Source organism: Gammaproteobacteria bacterium (assembly GCA_021648145.1).
GTDB lineage: Bacteria > Pseudomonadota > Gammaproteobacteria > JAADGQ01 > JAADGQ01 > S141-38.
The window spans coordinates 36,834-61,333 of sequence record JAKITI010000010.1; the positions used below are offsets into that span (position 1 = coordinate 36,834).

Below are 24,500 nucleotides of genomic sequence, written 5' to 3' on the forward strand. Positions count from 1 at the left end.
TTTATTCAGTCCCCACCTTACAAATCGCTATTCTTCGCTAAACCAAGGCGCACGCGCCGCCATTATCAAATCAGCAGCTTGCTTTTCATCCATACTCTCAATATCTATCAGATCATCCACAGACAATTCTGCCAGATCTTCCTGAGTGGACACACCGCTTCCTGCCAATGTATAAGCCAACGCCTCATTCATACCATCCAGTGCCAAAAGATCAGCAGCTGGTGGTGTTTCATTCACTTTTTCTTCCGCAGTAATCGCCAATGTAATCATTGCATCACGCGCACGATTACGCAGTTCTTCTACGATTTCTTCATCAAACTCTTCTATTTTCAACATTTCATCTATGGGTACATAGGCGACTTCATCTATGGATGAAAAGCCTTCTTGAACAAGTGTTAATGCAATTTCTTCATCAACATCAAGTTGCTCCATAAAGACCGTTTGAATTTTGTCAGACTCCACTTCCGTTTTTTCTTCTGCTTGATCTTCGGTCATTACATTCAACTCCCACCCAGTCAACTGACTGGCCAGGCGAATATTCTGCCCCCCACGCCCAATCGCCTGTGAAAGGTTGTCTTCCGCAACGGCAACATCCATGCATTGTTTATCTTCATCAACAACGATAGAGACAACTTCAGCGGGTGACATCGCATTAATCACATATTGTGCAGGGTTATCATCCCACAGGATTATATCAACACGCTCACCATTGAGTTCATTAGAAACCGCTTGAACACGTGCCCCCCGCATACCAATGCACGCACCGACTGGATCAATGCGAGGATCATTGGTTTTTACTGCAATTTTTGCACGCAAGCCCGGATCACGCGCCGCGCCGATAATTTCAATCATCTCGTCGCCGACTTCAGGAACTTCCAACTTAAACAGTTCAATAACAAGCTCTGGCACCGTCCGACTCACAACTAATTGTGGGCCACGGCCTTCAGCATTAACCCCTGTTAAAAGGCCTCTTAGCCGATCACCAGGGCGCACTGACTCACGCAAGATTAACTCTTCACGGGCAACAAAAGCTTCCGCCCCTTCACCAAGATCAAGAATAACATTACCACGGCTGGTACGTTTAACTGTACCAGAGACCATTTCTCCAATACGATTTTCAAACTTCTCAATCACTTGTGCGCGTTCTGCTTCTCTTACTTTTTGCACAATAACTTGTTTAGCAGTTTGCGCTGCAATCCTGCCAAAAGCAACAGACTCAATGGGCTCTTCAATAAAATCACCTACGGCAATTTCAGGGTCTTTTTTCAGTGCTGTTTGTAATAAAATTTGCCGAATTGATGATTCAAACATTTCATCTTCATCATCCATTACTTCCCAACAACGAAATGATTCACTCTCACCCGTCATGCGATCTACGCTGACACGTACATTAATATCTTCCTTGTAACGTTTTTTAGTGGCTGTCGCAAGTGCTACTTCTATCGCTTCAAAAATAATTTCTTTCGCTACGCCCCTTTCATGGGATACCACATCGACTACAGCCAGAATTTCTTTGTTCATTGCCAAACCTCGATTAAGAATCAGTAATAACTGGTCAAACCCAGTTAAACTTCAGCGACCAAACGTGCTTTTTGAATCTGTGCAAACGGCAGATCAACTTCCTCGCCATCTTGCAAAATTCTAACTTCACCCCCACTTATACCCAGCAATTTTCCTCTGTATTTACGTCGGCCATCAATCATTGGTGTTTCAAGCTGAATACGCACATCACTTCCAATAAATCGTTCAAAGTGCGCTTCAGTGAAAAGTGGGCGATCAAGACCTGGTGAAGATATCTCTAAATGGTAAAAGCCAGGAATGGGATCTTCCACATCCAACAGCGTACTCACCTGCTCACTCACCCGCTGACAATCTTTAACAACAATACCTTGTTCCGTATCTATATATATACGTAATACAGAAGTACCATCATGCGGGAAATATTCAATACCCACAAGCTCATAACCCATTGTTTCAACAACAGGAACAATCAAGTCATACAATTTTTGCTGTGGTTTTATATACATGACTCTCTAAACAAAAAATGGGCCATAAGGCCCATCTTAAAAACTCATAATAAAAAGCCTCGATAAAATCGAGGCATAAACTTGGTAGCGGGGACAGGATTTGAACCTATGACCTTCGGGTTATGAGCCCGACGAGCTACCAGACTGCTCCACCCCGCATCAACTGGCGCATACAATACGAAACCAAGGTTACGATTGCAAGCTTTATTTCTAATAAATACCTTGAGTGATCAAGACTAAAATTTGGTAGCGGGGACAGGATTTGAACCTATGACCTTCGGGTTATGAGCCCGACGAGCTACCAGACTGCTCCACCCCGCATCAACGGCGCACACAATACGAAACCACAACAACTATTGCAAGCTTTAATTTTGTATAAAGCTACATTTGAGCAATGGCCTCACGCAAATGATTGACAGCCATCACCTCTAAACCTTTTATTTTCCGCTTCGGCACATTAGCTGCAGGAACAATCGCTTTGGTAAATCCGTGTTTTACTGCTTCTTTCAAACGATCCTCCCCACCTTGAACAGGACGAATCTCTCCAGCCAGCCCCACCTCTCCAAATACAATTAAATCTTGCGGCAAGACATAATCACGTAGACTGGAGATCGCTGCCAGCAACAGCGCCAAATCGGCACCCGTTTCAGTCACACGCACCCCACCGACAACATTAACGAACACATCCTGATCGTACATCACCACACCACCATGGCGATGTAAAACAGCCAACAGCATCGCCAGGCGATTTTGGTCCAACCCTACTGTGACACGCCGTGGATTGCCCATATGACTTTCCGCCACGAGCACCTGCACTTCCACCAGCAGAGGTCGACTGCCTTCACGCGTTACCATAATAACGCTGCCTGATGCTTTTTCATGGCGTGATAAAAAAATAGCCGATGGATTCGTCACTTCACGCAACCCCTTTTCCGTCATGGCAAACACACCCAGCTCATTCACTGCTCCAAAACGATTTTTAATCGCTCGAATCATACGAAACTGGCTGCCTGTATCCCCTTCAAAATAGAGCACTGTATCAACCATATGCTCCAGCACTCGTGGCCCTGCCAGCGATCCATCTTTAGTCACATGCCCCACCAGAAATATCGCTGTATTGGTTTGCTTGGCAAAACGTACCAGCTGCGCAGCACTCTCTCTTACCTGCGCAACCGCTCCAGGAGCCGATTGCAGAACATCTGAATAGACGGTCTGAATAGAGTCAATCACCATGACATTGGGTTTTTCATGTTTGGCATGATCCAGAATACGCTCAACTCGAGTCTCACTCAGCAATCTTAAATTGGCACCATGCAAATCTAAACGTCGCGCCCTGAGCCCCACCTGCTGCAAAGACTCTTCTCCCGTAACATAAAGCGTTGAGCAGCTCTCTCCTAATGAAACTATCCCCTGCAACAGCAGCGTCGATTTACCAATCCCGGGGTCACCACCCAGCAACACCACTGACCCCATTACTAAACCACCCCCCAAAACTCGATCCAGCTCAGAAATACCCGTGGATATACGCAGAGTCTCCTCAACTCCAACCTCATTCAACGGCTGAATCACAGATTCAGCCCCCGCGTACCCTGCAAAACGCCCACGATCATCAACCTTTTTTTTGCTTGCAATCGTTTCACTCAAACTATTCCATGCACCGCAATCAGAGCACTGCCCTGACCATTTAGGGAATGATGTACCGCACTCGGAGCAATGATAAGCCAGTTTTTCACGCATCTAAACTTCTCTTCCAGATATATTATCAGTGGGATATTTACACCACATCTAAATTAAAATTGCTATAAAATGTGATTAGCTTATATCGTTGAATATGTTGAGGCCATACCACATTGTCTAAAGTTGAAAAAAAACTTCTACACTACACCAGCAAAGCCATTACCGATTATGGCATGGTCCAAAAAGGTGACCGTATCATGGTTTGCTTATCCGGCGGGAAAGATTCTTATACGCTGCTGAGTGTTCTCAGCAAATTAAATAAACGTCCTCGCAACCGTTATGAAGTTTTTGCGTTCACACTTGATCAATCTCAGCCAGGCTGGGATGATACATTGATGCGTCAATGGCTTGATGATCATAAAATTCCTCATGAAACACTCAGGCGTGACACCTACTCTATTGTTAAAGATAAAATTCCAGAAGGGAAAAACTACTGTTCGCTCTGTTCACGATTACGGCGTGGTAATATTTACCGTTACGCTGAAAAAAATGGCTTTACTAAAATTGCCCTTGGCCACCATAGAGATGATCTGATTGAGTCCACACTGATGTCCATGATGTACGCAGGCCAGATACGCTCTATGCCTCCAAAACTCCTCACAGATAATAAACAACATATCCTGATTCGCCCCATGGTTTACTGCCAGGAAAAAGATATTATTGAGTATGCTCAGGAGCGTAATTTCCCAATCATTCCATGCAATCTGTGCGGCTCTCAAGATAACCTGACACGCCAGCGCGTCAAACAACTAATCGCAACCCTCAGCCAAGAAAATCCAAAAATTCCCAGTAATTTACTCAGCGCTATTGGTAATGTGCAAATTAGTCAGATGATGGACAGAAGCCTTTGGGATTTTAAAGGCCTGGATGCGGAACGAATGATATCCAGTGACTCTGAGTCTACAGAAGAAGAGCAAGACCTATTTTCATTTCCTTCTATACACACTTCTAAGCCAATAGCCATTCAGCCTGCGAGAACAAGCGATGCCTGACATAATCGACCCACTTAAATTTGTATCCTGGTTTCGAGGTGCATCACCTTATATACACGCTTTTCGTGGACGTACATTTGTAATTACCTTTGACGGCGAGATGGTCGCATCAAAAGATTTCCCCAATTTTATACACGACATTGCCTTACTCAACAGCCTGGGGATCCGCCTGGTACTTGTTCATGGCGCTAGGCCTCAAATTGAACAGCGCCTCAAAGCACATCAGTCCCAAACAACTTATACAAACGGGTTGCGTATCACAGATAAAAAATCCCTACCTTTTGTTAAAGATGCTGTAGGCCGTGTTCGGCTTGAAATTGAGTCATTACTCTCTATGGGTATTGCAAACTCACCCATGGCGGGTGCTTCACTTCAAGTGATATCGGGTAATTTTGTAACCGCACAGCCACTCGGAATAAAAGATGGTGTCGATTTTCAACATACCGGTGAAGTTCGGCGTATTAACCATAAAGAAATCAATCGCCACCTGGATCATGGTGCAATTATTTTACTTTCACCATTAGGTTATTCTCCCACAGGTGAGATATTTAACCTCACCGCCATTGAAGTCGCCACGGCTGTTGCAACATCAATTAAAGCAGAAAAACTATTATGCCTGATCGAAAACAGAGGGATTCTTGACCATAAACAACAGCTCATTCGCCATCTGACAACAACGGAAGCAAAAAAAATATTAGCCGATCAAAAATCCCTTGATGAAGAGAGCAAGAGTGATCTAAAGCGAGCGATCAATGCGTGTCAGCGTGGTGTCCTCCGTACTCACTTGATCCATCGTCAAACAGAAGGGGCACTGCTCCAAGAGCTGTTTACCCGAGATGGAATTGGAACACTCATCTCTAGCGATGATTACCAAAATACCCGTCAAGCGACCATTAATGATATCTGTGGCATCCTTGAGATAATCACACCACTTGAGGAGGAAGGGTTTCTGGTGCGTCGTTCACGAGAAAAACTTGAAATGGAAATCGACCATTTCACTGTTATTGAACGCGATGGCATGATCATCGCTTGTGCAGCACTTTACCCCTATCGAGAGGAACATCTGGCTGAGTTGGCTTGCCTTGCTGTTCACCCAGACTATCAAAATATAAATCATGGTGAGACACTATTAAAACAAGTTGAGACGGAGTGTAAAAAACACGCAATCAAACAACTTTTTGTGTTGACCACACGGACATTGCACTGGTTTCAAGAGCGTGATTTCAAACCCGCTTCACTGAAAAAATTACCCACATTGAAGCAGTCACTCTATAACTACCAACGCCAATCAAAAATTCTCCTGAAAACTCTCTAAATTGGCTTTATAAATGGATTTAACCCTTAAGCATCTTTTCCCTGCACACTTAACGATACGCAAACAATTTATGCTTGTGTTTTCAATCGGTGGTGTATTGCTGGCGATCGTTGCATCACTGATCACCGCATCTCTAGAAAGCAAACGATTTTACACTTACCTAGTGAATGAAGGCCACCAGATTACAAGCAATTTTTCCAATCAAAGTGCGCTGGCACTAGAATCTAAAAATAAACAGAGCGCCATTGATTTTACTGATGCAATTTTGGCGCTTTCAACAGTAGACCATGTTGGAATTTACAACTCTAAAGGGGACGTATTATTAAAAAAAGGCCAACAAAGTGATTGGTACCCTGAAGAAGTTTATAAAACAACGAAGCCTCAACTTATAAAAGAAACTGAAAACAGACTTCATTTTATTAACTCCGTTTATGCGCACACCCCCTCTAAATTCGATATAAACGGCCCTCTTTTTTTAGGTGATGTACACGTTGTGATTGGTCTATCTGCGTTACCAATCATCTGGCGCAATGCATTCGTTGAAAATATTTTCACCTCATTAGCACTTGCTCCATTTTTTCTTCTCTTATTACACATTATTGCAAAGCATATCACCTATCCATTAAGCAAACTTTCAGAGACAATGCACAACGCTGAGTTAGGCAAAAAAAATGTACGCTCCGATATTGAAGGATCAGTCGAAGTCAAAATCATTGCTCAGACATTCAATCGCATGATGAAATCGCTGGATAATCGACAAAAAAAACTGTTAAATCAGAAAAAAATACTGTCAATACAAGTTGCTGAGCGCACTCGAGAATTAGTTATTGCACGCAATAAAGCACTTAAAGCAACTCGTTTAAAGTCTGACTTTCTTTCGAGTATGAGCCATGAGCTAAGAACGCCAATCTGTGCCATTATTGGTTACACTGAGATATGCCTTGAAGAGCTTTCTCCCAATACAACTTCAGCTAAAGATTTACAGCGCGTATTAGCCGCTTCAGATGATCTCTTGAATCTAATCAATGACACTCTGGACCTCGCTAAAATAGAGGCGGGATACACCGAACTTCATATCAGAGAAACAGACCTTAATAAACTTATTAACCACACAGTTGATATTGCCAGGCCTTTAACACTCAAAAACAGCAACGACCTCATATTCAGCATCAAACAACACACAACGGAAGCGCTTAATATTGATAATGAAAAGCTTCAACAAATTATTTTGAATATATTAAGCAACGCATGCAAATTTACTCAGCACGGAAAAATCACATTAAATGCCCATCATAAAAAAGAAGCGCTTATGATCACAATTCATGACACCGGCATTGGCATGAGCGAATCCCAAATAGCCCATATATTTGATGAATTTTATCAAGCAAATATGAGTATCACCCGCAATTATGGCGGAACAGGTTTAGGGCTCACTATCAGCCAACGCCTATGCCAGCTTATGGGCGGAAAAATTGACGTGCAGAGTGAAATCAATAAAGGCACTATGTTTACAATTTTTATTCCACTCTCTACAAACAGTACAACGATTCAGTTTTCACAAAAAACTGAAACTGAGACACAACCCTCCATTGCATGACATAAGAAGCTCACTTAACCTCGAATCTACCAAGAAAATTTTGTATACTCAGTCGCGCTATTCTCTAATAGCATTTTCGAGCATATTATTCTCTCTCTCTACTTTCTGGTTTTGGTGGTCGATTTATGAGCAACTCTTATGATGCAGGTGCAATTGAAGTTCTGAGTGGGCTTGATCCAGTACGAAAACGCCCGGGCATGTACACCGACACCACCCGCCCGAACCACCTTGCTCAGGAAATTATTGATAACAGTGTCGATGAAGCCATTGCTGGGTTTGCAAAACGCATTGATGTCACGCTTTATAAAGATCAATCGCTGGAAGTTAAAGATGATGGTCGCGGTATGCCGGTGGACATTCACCCTGAAGAAGGTGTGCCTGGTGTTGAGGTCATTCTTAGCAAGCTTCATGCGGGTGGAAAGTTTTCCAATAAAAATTATCAATTTTCTGGCGGTTTACACGGCGTTGGTATATCTGTGGTAAACGCCTTATCGAAACAACTCGATGTATGGGTCAAGCGTGGTGGCAAAGAACATCACATGGCGTTTGAGAATGGTGATAAATCATCCGATTTAAAAACTGTTGGTACCGTTGGCAAAGCCAATACCGGTACTCGTGTGCGTTTCTGGCCTGATAGTAAATATTTCGATTCAGCCAAATTTTCTGTTCGTCGTCTAAAACACATATTACGTGCTAAAGCGGTACTTTGCCCTGGCCTGCAAGTTAATTTCTTCAATGAGCAATCAGGTGAAACTGAACAGTGGCAATATCAGGATGGCCTGCAAGATTATTTACTGGATGCTCTGAGTCATACCGAACATCTGCCTGCCGACACCCCCTTCATCGGTGAGATGGAAAGTAAAAATGAGGCTGCGACCTGGGCCGTGGTCTGGCTGCCCGAAGGGGGCGAAGGAGTTACTGAAAGTTATGTTAACCTGATTCCCACAGCACTCGGCGGCACACATGTCAATGGTTTACGCACCGGCCTTACTGAAGCGATCAGAGAGTTTTGTGAATTTAGAAGTTTATTGCCGCGTGGTGTAAAAATTACACCTGAAGATGTCTGGGACAAATGCAGTTACATACTTTCGATCAAGCATTTTGACCCTCAATTCAGTGGGCAAACAAAAGAACGGCTCTCATCACGGGAGTGTGCGGCATTTGTCTCTGGCGTTGTTAAGGATACGTTTGCTTTATGGCTCAATCAACATACGGAAATTGGCGAAAAAATTGCCCAATTGGCCATTGATAATGCACAAAACCGGTTACGCGCTGGCAAGAAAGTTATACGTAAAAAAGTCACCAGCGGCCCTGCTCTACCAGGCAAACTTGCTGATTGTTCCAGCCAAGAACCAATGCGTAGTGAGCTCTTTTTAGTGGAAGGTGATTCTGCGGGCGGTTCAGCCAAACAGGCAAGAAATCGCGAATTTCAAGCCATCATGCCACTACGCGGAAAGATTCTTAATACTTGGGAAGTGGATCCATCTGTGGTGCTTGGCTCTCAAGAAGTCCATGACATCTCAATCGCCATCGGTGTTGAGCCTGGCTCTGATAAACTTGACGGTTTACGTTACGGAAAAGTTTGTATTCTTGCCGATGCAGACTCGGATGGTGCTCATATCGCCACCCTGCTCTGCGCTCTATTCTTACGCCATTTTCATAGCTTGGTCGAAGCAGGACATATTTTCATTGCAATGCCTCCCCTTTACCGAATCGATATTGGCAAAGAAGTGATGTATGCCCTTGATGACCGAGAAAAAGAGGGCTTTCTTGATCGTATTGCCGCTGAAAAACGTCGTGGAAAAGTCAATGTACAGCGATTTAAAGGGCTAGGTGAAATGAACCCGTTACAACTGCGTGAAACTACGTTAGCACCCGATACCCGCCGACTGGTTCGTCTTACCATAGCGGATGGCGATGATACTCATGCCATGCTGGATATGCTATTAGCTAAAAAGCGCTCATCTGACCGTCGCAGCTGGCTGGAAGAAAAAGGTGGGCTGGCAGAAATTTAAACAGCTCTCATTTATAAGCCCTAAAGAGCTTTCGGCTGTTCAGTGGTTTACCGCCCAGCTGTACTGAAATGGCGGCTCTCATCAGCTGTTTTACTTCTTGAAAAGACTTTGCTTCCACTAAAGTACCTTGCTCAAAATTCAATAACGTATCACCCTGTAAATAGAGCTTGTTATGTTGAGCTGATGGCAATAAACCTTCATATAACACAGGCCCTTGGCCCAATTTATATTGATATAAACAATCCGCTTTAATCGGTAAATTTGATACGACATCATGATCCAATATCAAACCATAACCCAACTCTTGTAAAAGATGTTTTTCAAAATACCGTAGAGCAGACTCAATAGCAGGCTGATCTTCTGCTTTCTCTAATTCAATAAGTGCCTGAAAATAATAGCCATAAAGCTCTGGATGGGGATCAAAACGTGCAAGCAGGTAGAGCAGCATTTCATTTAGATACAGACCACTCAATAACGCTACGCCCTTGAGTTGATGTATGCCACCATTTAATTCAGCGCTATGCAGAGTCACTAATTCGCCACGCCCTCTCCAGGATAGTAACAATGGGTTGAAGGGCTGAAGCAATCCCTGGAGTCGTGATCTATTTTTTCTAACACCGCGAGCCACTAGGCAAACACGCCCATGCTCGGCACTGAAAACTTCGATTAACGCACTGGTATTACGATAAGCTCTGAGGTGCAGCAGGTAAGCGGATTGTAATAGAACATCACTCGCCGCCATACCCTAAACTACGCAATGCACGCTCATCATCAGCCCAACCCTCTCTGACCTTCACCCAAAGCTGAAGGAAGACTTTTCGGTCAAACAGTTTTTCCATCTCTTTTCGAGACTGTTGCCCCACCATTTTTAACTCTTCACCACCCTGACCAATCACAATCCGCTTTTGACCTTCACGCTCAACCCAGATTACAGCATGGATATGCTGCACCTTTTTCTGCATTTTGAAACTTTCAATTTCAACAGTAAGTGAATACGGAATCTCTTGACCCAAACGACGCATCAATTTTTCTCTTACCAGTTCAGCCGCAAGAAAACGCTCACTGCGATCTGTCACCTGATCTTCTGGAAAAAAGGGCTCAGAGAAAGGTAAAAAACTATTGATCTTCTTTTCTAACGCCTCAGTATTTGTGCCTTTGCGGGCAGAAAGTGGGATGACATCAGCAAAATCCATTTTTCCAGAAACTTCTTGGATAAATGGAAGCAGCGCCTCTTTATTTTTCAGTTTATCAACTTTATTAATCACTAAAATAACAGGGACTTTACTATCGCAAAGCATTTTCAGAACATACTCATCGGCTGCAAGCCAGCCAAAACACTCCACAATAAATACAATCACATCAACATCAGTGATGACAGCACTTGCTGATTTATTCATATAGCGATTCATCGCTCGCCCTGAGCCTTGATGCAAGCCGGGCGTATCAACATAAACCGTTTGATTTTCTGCTGTCGTTTTTACTCCAAGAATCGTGTGCCTTGTTGTTTGAGGTTTGCTTGAGGTAATACTGATTTTTTGACTTAATATATGGTTGAGCAATGTTGATTTACCCACATTTGGGCGCCCTATAATCGCAACATAACCACAACGAAAGTTCTCGGTATCGGAGCTCTCTTTATTGACCACTTTCAATCGTTTCCAGTATTTTTTGAGCAGCATCCTGCTCAGCTTTACGACGACTGAAGCCAGCCCCTTGCATATTCAAATCAAGCCCACTCACATAGCAGTCAACACGAAACAGATGGTCATGTGCTTGACCATCCACAGAAACGACGGTATATCGCGGAAGCTCCAATTTTTTTGACTGTAAATACTCTTGTAAACGAGTTTTGGGATCCTTGAGATTAACGTCTGGTGAAATAGACTCAAGCCGACTTTTATACAGTTTTATGATCCACTGATAACAGTCTTCATACCCCCCATCAAGATAAATAGCCCCCATCACCCCTTCCAGTGCACCCGCCAAAATAGAGTTTCGACGATAACCTCCACTTTTTAACTCACCCGAGCCAAGAAGAAGATGATCACCTAATTGCAAATCTCGAGCTAATTCAGCTAAAGTTTCACCTTTCACCAAACTGGAACGCAAACGACTTAACACCCCTTCAGATGCTGTTGGAAAGCGATTATAAAGCTCAGCTGCAATCGCATACCCCAATACTGCATCACCCAAGAATTCAAGGCGTTCATTATTTCGGCTCCCCATACTTCTGTGAGTTAATGCACACGTCAACAACTCAGGGTCACTAAACTGATATTCCAGCTTCCTGAGCAACCTGTCACGTTGTTCAGTCCGCACCAGAGATCTCAACATTTTTATTAAAACTGGCTATTAAATCAAAATTGGCAATCATAGGAACTCGCGCCTCATAATCTACAGAAATAGTAATCAAGCCCTTTTTCTTGGTGATCGTAATATGTTCATCATTAACACGTTCAACATCATTAATATCTCGCATTCGGCGGAGTAAATTTTTCTTGATCTCCTTGAGAGACTTTTTTGATGTTTCCGGTTCCTCAGCAATACCTTCCAGTGATGAAACAACCTGAAAGTATTCCAGATACAACGGCACAACTCGTAAAGCAATTAGCACCACACAACCAATAAAAAACAATGTAAACAACAAACTGGTCAATCCTTCGCCCGTTTGCCTGCTTTTAAATTTATTTATCATTCCCTTTTACTCAATACTTTTTCCCATACGATCAAAAACGACGCCATCACCCGTTGAATTCCAACTCATCCAGATCATGAACGCCTTCCCTACTAAATTTTCTTCTGGTACAAACCCCCAGACACGACTGTCATTACTATTATCCCGATTATCCCCCATTGCAAAATAGTGACCTTCAGGCACTCGAACCTCACCTTGAGACAATGAAGGCGCACTAGATCGAACCAAAATATCATGCTCCATATCACCTAATTGTTCGACATACTGATCAGCACCCAACATAGAAGCTCCCGCACCTGTTCCTATAAAAGCCCCCAGACTTTTTTGTTTCATGGGTTTTCCGTTGACATAGAGTGTTTTCCCATAATAACCAATCAGATCGCCCGGCAACCCTACGACACGTTTGATGTAATCAATCGAAGGGTCGTCAGGGTAACGAAAAACAAAGACATCCCCACGCTCTGGAGAGCCCACATCAATCACTTTATTGTTAAATAAGGGTAAACGAATACCATAAGAAAATTTATTAACTAAAATAAAATCCCCAGAGTAGAGTGTTGGCATCATTGAACCCGATGGAATTCTAAAAGGCTCAACGAGAAAAGAACGGAGTATCAGTACAATCAGAATCACAGGGAAAAAAGTACGGGCATACTCTACGAGAAGAGGCTCTTTAGGGGCACTTTTAATAGCTGAAGAAGCAGAAGTCTCATTCTGAACTCTATCTACTGTCATGTCGACGGCACCCCGCCGACGGGGTGCCCATAGCAGAGCATCAAGTGCCCAAATAGCGCCTGATACCACTAATAAAATCAGCATAAATGCCTGAAAATCAAAACTCATCTATCTCTTTCCTGTGTTCAATACTGCAAGAAAAGCCTCTTGCGGAATCTCAACCGACCCCACCTGCTTCATCCGTTTTTTACCCGCCTTCTGTTTTTCCAGTAACTTACGTTTGCGCGAAGCATCCCCACCATAACACTTTGCTGTCACATTTTTACGCAATGCTTTGATTGTCTGGCGTGCGATAATATGCCCACCAATAGCAGCCTGTATCGCAACATCATACATTTGGCGAGGAATTAACTCTTTCAATTTTTCAGCGATTTCACGGCCTCTGGATTGTGCCAGCTCATGATGAGTAATGATCGCCAGCGCATCAACACGCTCACCATTAACCATAATATCAACCTTGGTCAGCTTTTCAGCTTGAAATCGTACAAAATTATAATCCAGCGAGGCATAACCACGACTGACTGATTTGAGACGATCAAAGAAATCCAACACCACTTCACTCATGGGCAACTCATAAATCACTTCAACCTGATTGCCATGATAAGAGATCTTTTTTTGTACACCGCGCTTCTCTTCACTCAGCATGATCACAGCCCCCAAATGTTCTTGAGGAACCAGGATATTAGCCTGAATAATAGGCTCTCGTATCTCTTCAATAGAGCCTGGCTCTGGTAAATCTGCAGGGTTATCGACATAAAATGTTTCACCCGCACGATTGATCACTTCATAAACAACTGTAGGAGCCGTCGTAATCAGATCAAGATTGTATTCACGCTCCAAGCGCTCTTGCACAATCTCCATGTGCAGCATGCCCAAAAAACCACAACGAAAACCAAAGCCGAGTGCCTGTGAAGTTTCTGGCTCGAAAAAGAGTGCCGCATCATTTAACTTGAGCTTTGCTAACGCTTCACGCAGATCTTTATATTGATCCGAACTCACAGGGAAAAGACCCGCATACACTTGTGGCTTAGCATGCTTAAAACCTGACAATGCCTCTTCAGCAGGCTCCCTTGCCGATGTAATCGTATCTCCAACAGGAGCACCATCAATATCTTTGATACCCGCAATAACAAAACCTACTTCGCCTGTACTTAATACTGCATGATCTACCGGTTTCGGAGTAAATTTACCTACATTATCAACCTGATGAGACTGGCCTATTGACATCATCTGAATCTTTTCTTTAACCTTCAGTTGACCCTGCATAACACGCACCAAAGAGACTACGCCCAGATAGTTATCAAACCAGGAGTCAATAATGAGTGCTTTTAAAGGCCCGCCAGAGTCACCTTGCGGTGCAGGAACGCCTGCAACAATGGCTTCCAACACATCTTGAACGCCCACACCGGTTTTAGCGCTCACATTAACCGCGCCTTCACCTTCAACGCCGATAATATCTTCAATCTCCTGAATCACCCGATCAGGCTCAGCCGTTGGTAAATCAATCTTATTTAAAACAGGAATCACTTCGAGACCTTGTTCCAGTGCGGTATAACAGTTTGCAACAGTTTGTGCTTCAACGCCTTGAGCAGCATCCACGACTAATAGCGCACCTTCACAAGCGGCTAATGAACGTGAAACTTCATAAGAAAAGTCAACATGTCCTGGCGTATCAATAAAGTTCAGATGATAAATTTCACCACTTTCAGATTTATAGTCCAGAGAGACGCATTGTGCTTTGATAGTAATGCCTCGTTCACGCTCCAAATCCATCGAGTCAAGCACTTGTGCAGACATCTCTCGATCACTTAAACCACCACACAATTGAATAAAACGATCAGCTAAAGTGGATTTTCCATGGTCAATATGGGCAATAATAGAAAAGTTTCGAATATTATTCATTAAGTGAAATAATTCAGTATAGAGTTAATAATTTACAATTATGCAGAGTTTAACTGATTCATAAAGCAAAAGCGCCCTGCATTAACAGGGCGCTTTGAAAAACCATAATATTTTATAGCTTTATTCTTTCTCAGGAATTTTCAGTGCTAAAAAGTGAGGTCCAGAACCACGTTGCACCAACAAGGGGACAGACTTTCCTGCCGGAAGCCCATCAACTAATTTTTTGAACTGTGCAACACTCTCAATAGCAATATTATTAACTCTTAAAATAATATCACCTTGACGCAGACCACTTTCAGCGGCGATACCCTCTTTTACAGTTTCAACAAAAATACCTTGCTGCCCCTCTTCAAGCCGTTTTTTCTCCTCGGCTTCCAATACACGAACTACCAACCCCAGGCTTTTCACATTCGAAGTAGAGTTTGATACACCACCTGCGGCCAACTCTTCATCTGTAGGCAGTTCACCAATAACGACTTTCAAAGTACGCTTTTTACCATTGCGGATAATTTCAACCGGCACACCTGTGTCCATTCGAGTGCGACCAACTATAGGTGGCAAAGAAGAAGAGTCACCCACCTCATGCCCATTAAATTTCACGATAATATCGCCCACCTTAAACCCTGCTTTTTCAGAAGGACTATCCGGTAATACACGCGCAACTAATGCACCCATTGGCTTTTTCATATTAAAAGATTCAGCTAAATCACGAGTCACATCCTGAATCAAAACACCTAACCAACCACGACTCACTTCACCTGTTTCTTTTAATTGATCAACAATATCCATCGCCATATCAATAGGGATCGCAAACGAAAGCCCCATAAAGCCACCAGTACGACTATAAATTTGTGAATTAATGCCCACAACCTCACCATCGAGATTAATTAATGGCCCCCCTGAGTTTCCTGGGTTAATCGCAACATCTGTTTGAATAAAAGGCACATAGTTTTCACTCGGTAAACTACGACCTTTAGCACTGACAATTCCTGCCGTAACCGAATAGTCAAACCCAAAAGGAGAGCCGATCGCTAAAACCCACTCACCGACTTTCAAACTGGATGACGAGCCAACTTTGATCACAGGAAGCTCTATATCACTCTCTATTTTTAGCAGAGCCATATCACTCTGCTTATCGGTACCAATCAGTTCAGCAATAAATTCCCGGCGATCATTGAGACGCACAACAATCTCTTCAGCATTAGTCACAACATGATTATTAGTCAATATATAACCATCTTTAGAGATAATAAACCCTGACCCGAGTGATTTTGCACCAGGATTTTCATAACCAAAACCTGGCGCACCTCTTTCATCAAAAAACCGCCGCAAAAGTTCATCGAACGGTGTTCCTTCGGGAATTTGAGGAAAGTGGTGACGCAACTCTGATGACTGCTTTACTTTTTTTTGCACCGTGCTGATATTTACCACAGCAGGACTGAGATCTTCAGCCAGCTCAGTAAAATCAGGCAAGCTACCCCCGACAGCTGTTGCTGCCACTGCACTTAACACCAATACGGCCACTGCAAACCGGACAATAAAAAAAGACTTCCACAAAACAGGTGAATTCATACGATACCTCAAATAAAATTAAATCTTTAAGTGGCCAACCGTACCAGTAACGGTTGATAATGCGGATCTTTCGCTATTTTTTGTGAGTAATTTTTTAACCAAAAAAATCCAGTAAACAGCCCTGAAAAAGCAAACACAACAGAGATACCATTACGGTATTCCATAAAAAAATTTTGCCCCAAAAGGTCACCGAAAAAAGCAGCGAGTAACATCAGTAACAGAGGAATGGCATAAACAGCGAATGAACCTGCCATCAAAGCCTTTTGATCAACACTCACCACCACTTCATCACCCACATTTGCAGCAATTACATTGATGGTTTTGACCGAAACAGATTTCGAACTCATCATTTTCGCCAAAGTCGCCGTGCCACATTCACTTTTTGCTGCACATCCATTACAGCCTGGCTTACGAGCAATCTCTACCCAAGCATAGTCTCCTTCAACTTGAGTAACCCACCCTCGTTCTTCTAGTCGTTCACTACAGTCATCCATGTTAATAAAGTTCCTGAATTAAAACGTGTCAGTTAATTTTTTTCAAAATCAACCAGATTAATTGAAGGTGACTCTCTAGGCACCACGTAAATATCACTGCCATAGCCATTGGCAGGATATTTAAAACTGTAATCTAATTCAGATTGCCCAACGATCCAGTCGGGGTTACCTTGTTCAAATGTTTCATGTGTTGCTTTTGGGGTCACATCTGGAGCAACAGTTGCGACTTGTGGCGATAAAACATCCATACTGCCTGGTGTATTGAAACTCCCCCACTGGAAGCCAATGACCGTCACCGCAGCCACAGATGCGGCCAAAGCCAGCCCTGCAACAGGTTTAACAAAAGAAGGGTACACAACGACAGAAGAAGTTGGAGTCAATGCCGGTTCAGACTCTAACGCTTTAAAAATATTTGAAGTCAGTGCTTGACCGCTCTTTTCTGGAAGATTATTTCGTATTGCATCACCAATCAAATGATAACACCCCCAGTGATACCGAAGTGTTTCGTCATCCTTTAAGTCACACAGTAACCGAGCTGTTTTCTGATGGTCTAATTCACCATCCATTAACATTGAAATTTTAATCGCAGTCTGTTCCGTCATAACAACACCTTTAACATGTTAGTTCATCTCTTAAAGTAAAGGTTCAAGCCTTTTTTGAATTGCATCTCGTGCTCTGAAAATTCGGGAACGCACCGTTCCAACAGGGCAATCCATTGATTGAGCAATCTCTTCATAACTAAGCCCTTCTAACTCTCTTAATGTAATCGCAGTGCGTAAATCACTGGGTAACTGATCAATTGCATTGAATACAGTCTTCTCAATTTCATCTTTAAATAACAAGCGCTCTGGCGTTGCAAACTCTTTAAGTGCAGATGCTGATTCAAATTGCTCCGCATCTTCAGCATCAATATCAACACTCGGTGGCCGCCTACTCCGTGATATCAGATAATTTTTAGCCGTATTAACCGAAATTCGATAGAGCCACGTATAAAAAGCACTATCACCACGAAATCCAGGCAGTGCCCGGTAGGCTTTAATAAATGCTTCTTGTGTAACATCCTGAACCTCATCACTATCACGAATATAACGAGAAACTAACTTGGCGACTTTATGCTGGTATTTTAAAACCAAAATATCAAAAGCTTTTTTATCGCCATTTTGAACCCGTGTTACGAGCTCTTTATCTACACTATATTCGCCCGTCCGGACTATCCCCTTTTGCAAAATATTACTTCCTGCCGTTTCATATGATAGAGCGAACCATTCAAAAAAAGTTCACATAAAATGTGTGTCATTAATAATTTTTTATTCCTGAGGTGGAGCACTCACTCAGTAAGCGCTATTATCGACATTTTAAAAATGAAGATAACTCGCAACCAGTGGCTCAATTGTGAACAATAACGACAACAATTACCAATATGATGTCATCGTCATTGGCAGTGGCGCTGCCGGTTTAACACTGGCGCTCACTCTAGCCCCCAAGGCACGCGTTGCCCTGATCGCAAAAAAAGCTCTGACAAATACGGCAACGCTCCGCGCTCAAGGGGGCATTGCTGCTGTTTTGAATCATGATGATTCACCCGAACTTCATGCACAGGATACGATAGATGCTGGAGTGAGCCTATGCGATGAAGAGATTGTGCGCTTTGCAGTAGAACAAGGCCCACCCAGCATTCAATGGCTCATTGACCAGGGAGTCGCCTTTACACGCGACAGTCCAAACAATAGCCGCTACCACCTAACGCGCGAAGGTGGGCACAGTCGTCGCCGCGTCATTCACTCAGCTGATGCAACAGGTCGCGCGCTCGAGACAACACTCGCACAGTTGGCTAGCGACGAATCCAATATCGATATTTTTGAAGACCATATTGCCATTGATTTAATTACTGGCAACAAGCTTGGCATAAAAGAAAACCGATGCTTAGGCGTTTACGTACTCAACACCAAAAACAGTCAAGTGCTTACTTTTAGCGCCAAGTCTACGGCTTTGGCTACTGGAGGAGCAGGCAAGGTTTACCTTTACACCAGTAATCCCGACATCGCGACAGGTGATGGCATCGCAATGGCATGGCGCGCGGGCTGCCGGATTGCAAATATGGAATTCATCCAGTTCCACCCGACCTGCCTGTTTCACCCTGATGCCAAATCTTTTTTAATTACTGAAGCGATACGTGGTGAAGGCGGCAAACTACTCTTGCCTGATCGCACACCCTTTATGCACAAGTTCGATTCGCGCGGCGAACTAGCTCCTCGTGATATTGTGGCGCGTGCGATTGACCATGAAATGAAGCGTTTAGGTTCTGATTTTGTCTATCTTGATATCAGCCATAAATCGGCTGACTTTATCCTTCAACATTTCCCGACTGTTCACGCTCGCTGCCTAAAGTTTGGTTTTGACATCACATCAGAGCCCATACCTGTTGTTCCTGCTGCCCATTATATCTGCGGTGGAATTATGACTGATTTATCTGGCCGCGCTGATATCGAAGGGCTTTATGCCATTGGTGAAACTGCATTTACAGGCATGCACGGAGCTAATCGCATGGCAAGCAACTCACTACTGGAGTGTATTGTATTCGCACGTACTGCCAGTGAAGATATCCTGGAAAAACTTGAGATTTCATCTTCCCCCACACAACTCCCCGCATGGGATGAAAGCCAGATTTGTGACTCCGATGAACAGGTCGTGATCGCTCATGACTGGCATGAACTCAGACGTTTTATGTGGAACTACGTCGGTATAGAGCGCAGCAATAAACGCCTGCAACGCGCCAGAAATCGTATTGAACTGCTGCAAAAAGAGATTGATGAGTATTACAGCCGTTTTCGTATCAGCTCCAACTTGATTGAACTTAGAAATTTAGCTCTGGTTGCTGAACTTATTATTCGTTCGGCAAGTCAGCGCAAAGAGAGTCGTGGACTTCATTTTAACATTAACTATCCGACACTCGATAACACCCAGCCACCCAGCAATACTGTATTGTGCCCAAAAAACTATTTGAAAGCACCAAAATGGAGAGCCGAACCATGAGCCACGAAATAGAATCCATTCTAAATGAAAATCGTCTGTTCCAACCCAGCCAAACATTTTCTGAGCAAGCTCGTATTCCAGACATGGAAACACTAAAAGCACTCTATCAAAAGGCAGAAGATGATTACGAAGGTTTCTGGGCAGACCTTGCTCGCACCGAACTCAGTTGGCACAAACCTTTTCAAACAATACTCAACAGCAATAACGCCCCTCACTATCGTTGGTTTGAAGAAGGTGAGCTCAATATTTCATATAACTGCCTGGATCGTCATCTCGAAAAAAATGGTTCTAAAAATGCGATTATTTTTGAAGATGAGCAAGGCGATACCCGTCATATCAGCTACAAAGAGCTGCATAGCGATGTCTGCCATTTTGCCAATGCACTCAAAGCACAAGATATAAAAATGGGGGATCGAGTGATCCTCTATATGCCCATGTGCCCAGAAGCTGTAATCGCCATGCAAGCCTGTGCTCGCATTGGTGCGATTCACTCCGTTGTGTTTGGTGGATTTTCCGCACAATCACTCAATGATCGTATTAGAGACACAGGAGCCAAAGCACTCATCACCGCTGACGGTTGTTACCGTGGTGGAAAAATCATCGAGCTCAAAGCCACTTGTGATAAAGCCCTGAAAATTGGGGCTGATTCAGTCACCACAGTGATCACACTTAAGCGCACAGGCCATGACATATCAATGACCCCATCGCGTGACATTTGGTGGCATGCGGCACTGCAAGGTGTGGATGTCTCATGCGAACCCACCTGGGTGAACAGTGAACACCCGCTATTTTTACTCTATACATCAGGATCTACAGGCAAACCCAAAGGCATACAGCACTCAAGTGCAGGCTACCTGCTGGGCGCACTCATGAGTACAAAATGGGTTTTTGATATTCGTGATGACGATATTTTCTGGTGCACCGCGGACGTAGGCTGGATCACGGGTCACTCCTACGTCGCTTACGGCCCATTAGCGGCAGGTGCGACGATAGTGATGTACGAAGGCGCACCCACCACCCCTAACGGGGATCGTTTTTGGGAGATGTGCGACCGTCACAAAGTCACTATTTTTTATACCGCTCCGACTGCAATTCGCACGCTCATGAAACTGGGTGATGAACTGCCCAACAAACATGACCTTTCCAGCATTCGTTTGCTCGGCACCGTAGGCGAGCCCATCAACCCAGAAGCCTGGATGTGGTATCGCAGCATCATTGGCAAAGACCAATGCCCGATTGTTGATACTTGGTGGCAAACAGAAACCGGAGCTATCATGCTGGCCCCTATTCCTGGTGCAGTCGCCACCAAACCAGGCTCATGCACTTTAGCACTGCCCGGCATTGACGCTGATATTCTTGATGAAAAAGGCAACAGCATCACTGCATCTAATAAAGGTGGATATCTAGCGATTAAAAAACCTTGGCCCTCCATGTTGCGCACCGTCTGGGGTGATGAACAACGTTACATCGACACCTACTGGAGTCATTTCGATGGAAAATATTATCTCGCGGGTGACAGCGCCCGCCGCGATGAAGATGGTTATTTCTGGATCATGGGGCGCATTGATGATGTGCTGAATGTATCAGGACACCGATTAGGCACCATGGAGATTGAATCTGCACTAGTGGCTCATCCAAAAGTTGCTGAAGCCGCAGTGATTGGCAAACCCGATAAAACAACGGGCGAAGCCATTTTTGCTTTTGTTGTTTTACGTGGCAAGCGCCCTGAAGACGGTATTGACGAAACACTCACTGGCGAGCTACGTAAATGGGTGGCACAACAGATTGGCTCCATTGCCAAACCTGCAGAAATTCGTTATGCCGACAATTTACCCAAAACCCGCTCAGGAAAAATTATGCGCCGCCTGCTGCGAACCATTGCCAGTGGTGAAGAGATTACTCAGGATGTATCAACTCTAGAAAATGAAGCTATTTTATTACAGCTTCAAGGGAAATCTTGATTCATCATAAAAAAGCATTCATCAAAAGGGCGAACACACAGGTTCGCCCCTACAAAAAATCAGGCATGTTTTTAAAAATTTCGGCTATAATGCCGCGCTATGTTTAAACCAATCGAACTATTTATCGGCCTACGCTATACCCGCGCCAAGCGCCGAAACCATTTTATCTCCTTTATTTCACTGCTTTCCATGCTCGGTATTGCTGTCGGTGTGACGGCATTGATTACCGTGCTCTCAGTCATGAATGGCTTTGAAAAAGAGTTACGGGAACGCATTTTAGGTGTGGCATCACATATGACTGTCACCAGCTATGATGGTGAACTTGATAGCTGGCAAGATTTGGATCAACAGCTGGATCACTACCCCCAAATTATTGGCTCAGCTCCTTATATTGACGGCGAAGGCATGTTAACGAATAGCCGCCATGTCGAAGGCGCAATGATTCGCGGAGTCTTACCCTCGCGAGAAGACCAAGTTTCCGAAGTTTCATCAAAAATGCTGGCGGGTTCGCTGGATAATTTAAAAGCCGGTGAGTTTGGTATCGTACTGGGTATTGAACTGGCCACTGCTCTACGCGTGACTTTAGGTGACAAAGTTGCTTTGGTAACACCGCAAGCGAACGTAACACCGGTTGGCCTTATGCCTCGCATGAAGCGCTTTACTGTGGTGGGAATTTTTAAAGTAGGCATGTATGAGTTTGATCATGGCTTAGCCATTTTACATATTAACGATGCCGCTAAACTTTTAAAAATGACTAATAATGTCAGTGGTTTACGATTGAAACTTGATGAAATGTTTAATGCGCCAGCATTCAATAAAACATTATCTTCTGCCCTGCCCGCCCACTATTTTGTAAGTGACTGGACTTACCGCCATGCCAATTTTTTTCGTGCAGTGCAGACCGAAAAGCTGGTCATGTTTATCATTTTACTGCTGATTGTTGCCGTCGCTGCTTTCAATATTGTTTCAACACTCGTTATGGTTGTCACTGACAAAGAGAGTGACATTGCAATTTTACGCACCCTAGGAGCCACTCCCAGCTCCATTATGGGAATTTTCATGGTACAGGGCATACTCATTGGATTGGTCGGAACGGCTCTCGGTATCCTGGGAGGTGTTTCATTAGCACTCAATGTAGAAACGCTTGTGCCTGCACTTGAACGCTTGTTAGATGTTGAGTTCCTCGCAGCGGATGTTTACTACATTAGCAAACTTCCATCAGATCTGGATTGGAGTGATGTTTACCTGATTGGAACGCTCTCTTTTGTTCTCAGCGTCATCGCCACACTCTACCCTGCCTGGCGAGCCTCCCGAACCCAGCCTGCGGAGGCTCTACGTTATGAGTGATCGTAATATAGATCAATCTGTTTTACATTGCCGAAACTTAAGCAAAACCTTCGACGAAGGTTCGTTGAAAACCCACGTACTCAGTAATATCAACCTAACTATCAACAAAGGTGAGCGTATTGCAATCATTGGCGCATCAGGCTCAGGAAAGAGTACCTTGCTTCATCTACTGGGGGGGTTGGATACTCCTACGCAAGGTGAAGTCTGGCTTAATGGGCAAAGTTTAACAAAACTGAATACAACACAGCGCGGCCACCTTCGTAATCAATTTTTAGGTTTTATTTATCAATTTCACCACCTTTTACCTGAGTTTACAGCGCTTGAAAATGTCTGTATGCCGCTTTTGATCAGAGGCACATCACCGCGTAAAGCGACTGAAGCGGCTGGGGCACTGCTGGAAAAAGTGGGCTTAAGCCACAGACTTAAACACAAACCAGGCGAGCTCTCAGGTGGAGAGCGTCAACGAGCTGCATTTGCTCGTGCGCTTGTAACAAAACCGCAATGTGTATTGGCCGATGAACCCACAGGAAATCTGGATACAAAAATTGCAGGCCAAGTCTACGAACTTATGTTACAACTTAATCAAGATATGGGAACAAGCTTTCTGATCGTCACGCATGATCTGCAACTTGCAGAAAAAATGGATCGGGTATTGGTGCTTGAAAGTGATGGTTTAAAAGAACAATAAAACAGTGACCGCCAGAACAACGGCCACCTGACTTTTACTATTTATTGGGTTGTGCTATTCGCCAATACATATTCATTCAAACTTTCAAGCTCATCACCAATGATATAAGGAAAAGCAGGCATCGAAAAACTGCCTTTAGCGATCTTATCTTTTACAGATATATCTTTCGACAGCTCAAAATAGTGCCCCTTATCATTCACTTCATGACAAGACGCACAAGCCGCCTTGAAAATATCTTCACCACTCGCACCCACTTCAGGCTTGTAATCACTTGTTTTAGAACAGCCGGCCAATACTGCAACACCAGCAACTACTAATAATAATTTTTTCACTGTCATATTCCTGAATACTAAAAGCTCTGCATCCTAGCAAACTTATCAATTATTACAA

At 43.8% G+C, this 24,500-nt stretch carries 22 protein-coding genes and 2 tRNA genes; 8 read left to right on the forward strand and 16 right to left on the reverse strand.

The features are described from left to right. Nucleotides 1–27 precede the first annotated feature (27 nt). The 5 genes from nusA to radA all read right to left on the reverse strand — a co-directional run bounded on the left by nusA (nucleotide 28) and on the right by radA (nucleotide 3,764). The gene (gene nusA, locus L3J70_07810; GenBank protein ID MCF6236261.1) at nucleotides 28–1,521 is read right to left on the reverse strand and encodes a transcription termination factor NusA; all 1,494 of its coding nucleotides are present in this window, start codon (nucleotides 1,519–1,521) and stop codon (nucleotides 28–30) included. A gap of 44 nt (nucleotides 1,522–1,565) precedes the next feature. After that, complete coding sequence (gene rimP, locus L3J70_07815) at nucleotides 1,566–2,027, reverse strand: ribosome maturation factor RimP (GenBank protein MCF6236262.1); 462 nt, start codon at nucleotides 2,025–2,027, stop codon at nucleotides 1,566–1,568. Between the two features lie 82 nt (nucleotides 2,028–2,109). Then, nucleotides 2,110–2,186, reverse strand: a tRNA-Met gene (locus L3J70_07820). An 85-nt stretch (nucleotides 2,187–2,271) separates the two neighbouring features. Continuing rightward, nucleotides 2,272–2,348, reverse strand: a tRNA-Met gene (locus tag L3J70_07825). A 60-nt stretch (nucleotides 2,349–2,408) separates the two neighbouring features. After that, nucleotides 2,409–3,764, reverse strand: coding sequence for a DNA repair protein RadA (gene radA / locus L3J70_07830; protein ID MCF6236263.1), 1,356 nt, complete (start codon nucleotides 3,762–3,764; stop codon nucleotides 2,409–2,411). Nucleotides 3,765–3,877: 113 nt separating this feature from the next. Between radA and ttcA the strand changes: the two genes are divergently transcribed. From ttcA to parE, 4 genes are all read left to right on the forward strand, one after another. Beyond that, nucleotides 3,878–4,756, forward strand: a complete 879-nt coding sequence (ttcA, locus tag L3J70_07835; GenBank protein ID MCF6236264.1) for a tRNA 2-thiocytidine(32) synthetase TtcA — start codon at nucleotides 3,878–3,880, stop codon at nucleotides 4,754–4,756. Next, complete coding sequence (gene argA, locus L3J70_07840) at nucleotides 4,749–6,071, forward strand: amino-acid N-acetyltransferase (protein ID MCF6236265.1); 1,323 nt, start codon at nucleotides 4,749–4,751, stop codon at nucleotides 6,069–6,071. Before ttcA ends, argA begins: the two co-directional genes overlap by 8 nt. A gap of 13 nt (nucleotides 6,072–6,084) precedes the next feature. Continuing rightward, nucleotides 6,085–7,668 (forward strand): ATP-binding protein, encoded by a 1,584-nt coding sequence (locus L3J70_07845; GenBank protein MCF6236266.1) that lies wholly within the window; start codon nucleotides 6,085–6,087, stop codon nucleotides 7,666–7,668. Between the two features lie 125 nt (nucleotides 7,669–7,793). Continuing rightward, entirely contained in the window at nucleotides 7,794–9,683 is a 1,890-nt protein-coding gene (gene parE / locus L3J70_07850; GenBank protein ID MCF6236267.1) for a DNA topoisomerase IV subunit B, read from the forward strand. A gap of 7 nt (nucleotides 9,684–9,690) precedes the next feature. On the opposite strand, the gene recO is transcribed toward parE, so the two are convergent. The 10 genes from recO to rpoE form a co-directional block, all read right to left on the reverse strand. Further along, a complete protein-coding gene (gene recO, locus L3J70_07855; GenBank protein MCF6236268.1) occupies nucleotides 9,691–10,425 on the reverse strand; it encodes a DNA repair protein RecO in 735 nt (244 codons plus the stop codon). Beyond that, complete coding sequence (era, locus tag L3J70_07860; GenBank protein MCF6236269.1) at nucleotides 10,412–11,362, reverse strand: GTPase Era; 951 nt, start codon at nucleotides 11,360–11,362, stop codon at nucleotides 10,412–10,414. The genes recO and era overlap by 14 nt, the downstream gene beginning before the upstream one ends. Beyond that, on the reverse strand, nucleotides 11,319–12,002 hold the full coding sequence (rnc, locus tag L3J70_07865; GenBank protein MCF6236270.1) for a ribonuclease III: 684 nt from the start codon (nucleotides 12,000–12,002) through the stop codon (nucleotides 11,319–11,321). The genes era and rnc overlap by 44 nt, the downstream gene beginning before the upstream one ends. Next, nucleotides 11,992–12,378, reverse strand: a complete 387-nt coding sequence (locus L3J70_07870) for a DUF4845 domain-containing protein (GenBank protein MCF6236271.1) — start codon at nucleotides 12,376–12,378, stop codon at nucleotides 11,992–11,994. Before L3J70_07870 ends, rnc begins: the two co-directional genes overlap by 11 nt. Nucleotides 12,379–12,384: 6 nt before the next feature. Next, nucleotides 12,385–13,221, reverse strand: coding sequence for a signal peptidase I (gene lepB / locus L3J70_07875; protein MCF6236272.1), 837 nt, complete (start codon nucleotides 13,219–13,221; stop codon nucleotides 12,385–12,387). Beyond that, complete coding sequence (gene lepA / locus L3J70_07880; protein ID MCF6236273.1) at nucleotides 13,222–15,015, reverse strand: translation elongation factor 4; 1,794 nt, start codon at nucleotides 15,013–15,015, stop codon at nucleotides 13,222–13,224. 120 nt (nucleotides 15,016–15,135) lie between these two features. After that, nucleotides 15,136–16,587: a DegQ family serine endoprotease gene (locus tag L3J70_07885; GenBank protein MCF6236274.1), complete on the reverse strand. Its 1,452-nt coding sequence runs from the start codon at nucleotides 16,585–16,587 to the stop codon at nucleotides 15,136–15,138. 26 nt (nucleotides 16,588–16,613) lie between these two features. Then, nucleotides 16,614–17,081 carry a SoxR reducing system RseC family protein gene (locus tag L3J70_07890; protein MCF6236275.1) on the reverse strand — a complete coding sequence of 156 codons (468 nt, stop codon included), beginning with the start codon at nucleotides 17,079–17,081 and terminating at the stop codon, nucleotides 16,614–16,616. A gap of 32 nt (nucleotides 17,082–17,113) precedes the next feature. Then, entirely contained in the window at nucleotides 17,114–17,683 is a 570-nt protein-coding gene (locus L3J70_07895; GenBank protein ID MCF6236276.1) for a sigma-E factor negative regulatory protein, read from the reverse strand. 30 nt (nucleotides 17,684–17,713) lie between these two features. After that, nucleotides 17,714–18,307: an RNA polymerase sigma factor RpoE gene (rpoE, locus tag L3J70_07900; GenBank protein MCF6236277.1), complete on the reverse strand. Its 594-nt coding sequence runs from the start codon at nucleotides 18,305–18,307 to the stop codon at nucleotides 17,714–17,716. A 166-nt stretch (nucleotides 18,308–18,473) separates the two neighbouring features. Here rpoE and nadB point away from each other — a divergent pair, with 166 nt between their 5' ends. The 4 genes from nadB (at nucleotide 18,474) to lolD (ending at nucleotide 24,110) form a co-directional block, all read left to right on the forward strand. Beyond that, nucleotides 18,474–20,114 (forward strand): L-aspartate oxidase, encoded by a 1,641-nt coding sequence (gene nadB / locus L3J70_07905; GenBank protein ID MCF6236278.1) that lies wholly within the window; start codon nucleotides 18,474–18,476, stop codon nucleotides 20,112–20,114. Then, on the forward strand, nucleotides 20,111–22,075 hold the full coding sequence (gene acs, locus L3J70_07910; GenBank protein ID MCF6236279.1) for an acetate--CoA ligase: 1,965 nt from the start codon (nucleotides 20,111–20,113) through the stop codon (nucleotides 22,073–22,075). Before nadB ends, acs begins: the two co-directional genes overlap by 4 nt. A gap of 99 nt (nucleotides 22,076–22,174) precedes the next feature. Beyond that, nucleotides 22,175–23,422 (forward strand): lipoprotein-releasing ABC transporter permease subunit, encoded by a 1,248-nt coding sequence (locus L3J70_07915; GenBank protein MCF6236280.1) that lies wholly within the window; start codon nucleotides 22,175–22,177, stop codon nucleotides 23,420–23,422. Then, nucleotides 23,415–24,110, forward strand: a complete 696-nt coding sequence (gene lolD, locus L3J70_07920; GenBank protein MCF6236281.1) for a lipoprotein-releasing ABC transporter ATP-binding protein LolD — start codon at nucleotides 23,415–23,417, stop codon at nucleotides 24,108–24,110. Before L3J70_07915 ends, lolD begins: the two co-directional genes overlap by 8 nt. A gap of 41 nt (nucleotides 24,111–24,151) precedes the next feature. On the opposite strand, the gene L3J70_07925 is transcribed toward lolD, so the two are convergent. Beyond that, on the reverse strand, nucleotides 24,152–24,442 hold the full coding sequence (locus L3J70_07925) for a c-type cytochrome (GenBank protein ID MCF6236282.1): 291 nt from the start codon (nucleotides 24,440–24,442) through the stop codon (nucleotides 24,152–24,154). Nucleotides 24,443–24,500 lie beyond the last annotated feature (58 nt).